This window comes from Agromyces sp. P1_H4 (assembly GCF_056405255.1).
This window is the reverse complement of sequence record NZ_JBFUCL010000349.1, coordinates 1-3,887: the sequence shown is the minus strand read 5'-3', so window position 1 is coordinate 3,887 and position 3,887 is coordinate 1. Positions and strand designations below refer to the sequence as shown.

Below are 3,887 nucleotides of genomic sequence, written 5' to 3'. Positions count from 1 at the left end.
TCACCAGGGTGCTCACCGCCGAGCTCGGTGCGGGCCCGCTCGCGCTGTCGCGGGCCCACCGCGCGCAGACGGCGCGCGCGCTGCTCAACTCGACGGCGCTGCCGGTCGCCGATGTCGCGTTCGCGGCGGGCTTCGGCAGCATCCGGCAGTTCAACGACACCATCCGCGCGGTCTACGAGCGCAGCCCGCTCGAGCTGCGCGCGGCCGCACGCCTCCGCGATCGGGCGAGGGTCGCGGCGGTCGAGCCCGACGACGACGCGGTCGCGGGCGACGCCCACGTCGGCGTCGTGCACCTCCGCCTCCCGGCCAGGGCGCCCTTCGACGCCGCGGGGGTCTTCGCGTGGCTCGGCGCGCGCGCCCTCGGCGGCGTCGAAGAGGCCGGGCCGCTGCAGTACCGGCGCACGCTCCGGCTGCCGGGCGGTGCGGCGCTCGTGCGGTTGGAGGCCGCAGGCGATGCGGGCAGCCCCGCCATCGACGTCCATGCGCGACTCGCCACGCTCGCCGACCTCCCCCCGCTCGTCGCCCGCGTGCGCCGGCTCTTCGACCTCGATGCCGATGCCGTGGCGATCGACGCCGCTCTGTCGACCGATCCGCGGCTCGCGGCATCCGTCGCCGCCGTGCCCGGCATCAGGGTGCCCGGATGCCTCGACCCCCACGAGCTCGTCTTCCGCGCGCTCATCGGGCAGCAGGTCTCGGTGAAGGCGGCCCGCACGGCGCTCGGGCGGCTCGCCGCCGAACTCGGGGATCGCATCCGCGGTGACGGAGGTGGCGGCCAGGCCGGCGACGGCCCCACCCTGCTGTTCCCCACCGCCGCGGCGATCGCCGCCGAGGGCGAGCGGGTGCTGCGCGGGCCGGCTGCGCGCATCCGCACGATCGTCGACGTCGCACGTCGGCTCGACACGGGCGACCTGGTCGTGGCGCCCGAACGTGAGCGCGACGAGCTGGTCCGCGACCTGCTCGCCGTGCCCGGCATCGGGCCATGGACGGCCGGGTACGTGGCGATGCGCGTCACCCGTGCGCCCGACGTGCTGCTCACTGGCGACCTCGCCCTGCGCAACGGCGCCGTCGCGCTCGGCCTGCCCGGAGACGCGTCCCGCCTCGCGGCCGAGGGCGCGCAGTGGGCGCCATGGCGGAGCTACGCGTCGATGCACCTCTGGCGCGCCGCGTAGCCATGCTTGTCGACATCGCGTCGCTCGAGGAGGCCTTCGTTGTACGCCGTGCACAGACGAGCGAGCCCGGCGGCCGATAGCCTAGACAGGTGAGATTCGCGCACCTCAGAGTCGAAGGCCAGACGACCCCTCGGCTCGCGGCGGTGGTGGCGGAGTCGGCGCTCTTCCTCGACGAGGTCATGGAGTGCGCGCCGCGCGACCTGCAGGATCTCATCGAACGCGGCCCCGAGGGGCTCGACGAGGTGCGCACCGCGGTCGACGCGTCTCTCGCCGCCGGCGTCGAACTCTCGCCCGTCTCCGAGCTGCGGCACTCCTCGGCGGTGCTGCGGCCCGCGCAGGTCATCGCCATCGGCGCGAACTACGCCGCCCACGCGTCGGAGCTGAAGCTCCGCTCCGAGACCGCGATGACGATCTTCTCCCTCTGGCCCAACTCCCTCGCCGGCCATGGCGCCACCACGACTTGGCCCGAGGACCTCACCTCGCAGGTCGACTACGAGGCGGAGCTCGGCGTCATCATCGGCCGGCCCGCCCGTGGCGTGCACGTGCGCGACGCCCTCGACTACGTGTGGGGCTACACCGTCGTCAACGACATCACCGCACGCGACCTGCAGTTCAGTGAGGCCCAGTGGTCGCGGTGCAAGTCGTTCGACGGCTTCACCCCGACGGGGCCGGTCGTCGTGACCGCCGACGAGGTCCCCGACCCCCAGGACCTCTGGCTCACGACGAACCTCGACGGCCGGATCCTGCAGGACGCCTCGACGAACGAGATGGTGCGCGGCGTGGCCGAGATCATCTCGTACCTCTCCCGCTCGGCGACGATCCCCGCGGGCACGCTCATCTCCACGGGCAGCCCTGGCGGCGCCGGCTACTCGCGGAACCCGCAGGTGTTCCTGCGCGACGGGTCGACCGTCACCGTGTCGGTCGAGGGCATCGGCTCCCTCACCACCCACTGCCGCGTCATCTGACGTCGTCGCCTTCCCGGGGCGACGAGCCCGGGCGCGCATACGGGGCGCACGCGGCATCCGGCGTGCGATGAGCGTGCGCGCCGGATGCCGGCCGGCTCACTCGTGCGGTTCGCCCTGCAGGTCGATCACCGGGATCGCGCTCGTGACCGGGTGGATACCCGAGAGACGCGACGGCGCGAGCTGGCGCTCGACGTCGTGGCGCGTCATGAGGCCCGCCTCGACCACGAGGTCGGCGACCGGACGACCGGTGGCGAGAGCCTCCTTCGCGAGCGTCGAGGCCGCACCGTAGCCGATGAACGGGATGAGGGCCGTGATGACGCCGACGCTCGAGGCCACCATGGCGCTGAGGCGTTCGACGTTCGCGGTGATGCCGTCGACGCAGTTGACTCGAAGGGTCCAGCACGCCTGCCGCATCCAGGTGATGGACTGCAGCAACGAGTGCGCGATGACGGGCTCGAACGCGTTGAGCTGCAGCTGGCCCGCCTCCGCCGCCATGGTCACCGTGACATCCGTGCCCGCGATCGCATAGGCGACCTGGCTCACGGCCTCGGGGATGACGGGGTTCACCTTGCCGGGCATGATGCTCGAGCCCGCCTGCCGCGGCGGCAGGTTGATCTCGCCGAACCCGGCCTGCGGACCGGACGACAGCAACCGCAGGTCGTTGCAGATCTTCGAGAGCTTGATGGCGCTGCGCTTGAGCGAGCCCGAGAACGACATGAACGCGCCCGCGTCGCTGGTCGACTCGATGAGGTCGGGCGCCGACTCGAGGCTGAGTCCGGTGATCGCGTTGAGGTGGCGCACCGCGGCCGCGCCGTACCCCGGGTCGGCGGTGATGCCCGTGCCGATGGCCGTGGCGCCGAGGTTGATCTCCGAGAGCAGCCAGATGGTCTCGGTGAGCCGGGCGTGATCCTCGCCGAGCGTCGTGGCGAACCCGTGGAACTCCTGCCCGAGCGTCATCGGCACGGCATCCTGCAGCTGCGTGCGACCGACCTTGAGGACCTCGTGGAACTCGTCGGCCTTGCGCAGGAACGACTGCCGCAGCAGCTCGAGCTCGGTGAGGAGCGTCGCCAGGGAGAAGGCCAGCGCGATCTTCAGCGCGGTCGGGTAGGTGTCGTTCGTGGACTGGCTGCGGTTCACGTCGTCGATGGGATGGAGGATGTCGTAGCGGCCCTTGTCGTAGCCGGCGAGCTCGAGGGCGACGTTCGTGATGACCTCGTTCGCGTTCATGTTCGTCGAGGTGCCGGCGCCGCCCTGGATGACGCCGACGACGAACTGGTCGTGGAAGTCGCCGTCGATGATGCGCTGGCAGGCCTGGTCGATGAAGGCGGCTTTCGTGTCGCTCAGCACGCCCACCTCGCGATTGGCGCGCGCAGCGGCCTGCTTGACAGAGGCGAGGGCCCGGATGAGTTCGGGGTAGACGGAGATGGGTCGCTTCGAGATCGGGAAGTTCTCGAGCGCCCGCATCGTGTGCACGCCCCAGTAGGCGTCGGCGGGCACCTCCACGGTGCCGAGCGAGTCGGTCTCGACACGGGTGGCGGTGCCGGGGTCGACGGGGAGCTTCACGTGCTCCTCCTCCGCAATCAGGTGGTCGGGCAGGTGGTCGGGTCGGGTCATCGACACGGTTGGGCTCCATTGCCTCGTACGCGCGGGATCGCCGCGCTGGGTGTGCACGCGGGGTCGCCGCGCTGGTACTCGACTCCGAGCCTACCGCCGACCGTCGCGGACGGCAGGGCCGCCGTGGCCCGCCGGCGTC

At 72.0% G+C, this 3,887-nt stretch carries 3 protein-coding genes; 2 read left to right on the top strand and 1 reads right to left on the bottom strand.

What is annotated here, in order from left to right; genetic code table 11:
- Together AC1DY2_RS16805 and AC1DY2_RS16800 are read left to right on the top strand one after the other, a co-directional pair.
- A partial coding sequence (locus AC1DY2_RS16805) for an AlkA N-terminal domain-containing protein (protein ID WP_476763450.1) occupies positions 1–1,169 on the top strand: 1,169 nt, incomplete at its 5' end.
- Positions 1,170–1,258: 89 nt separating this feature from the next.
- Entirely contained in the window at positions 1,259–2,134 is an 876-nt protein-coding gene (locus tag AC1DY2_RS16800) for a fumarylacetoacetate hydrolase family protein (RefSeq protein WP_476763449.1), read from the top strand.
- Positions 2,135–2,230: 96 nt separating this feature from the next.
- Here AC1DY2_RS16800 and AC1DY2_RS16795 read toward each other — a convergent pair whose 3' ends face one another.
- Positions 2,231–3,748, bottom strand: coding sequence for an aspartate ammonia-lyase (locus AC1DY2_RS16795; protein WP_476763451.1), 1,518 nt, complete (start codon positions 3,746–3,748; stop codon positions 2,231–2,233).
- Positions 3,749–3,887 lie beyond the last annotated feature (139 nt).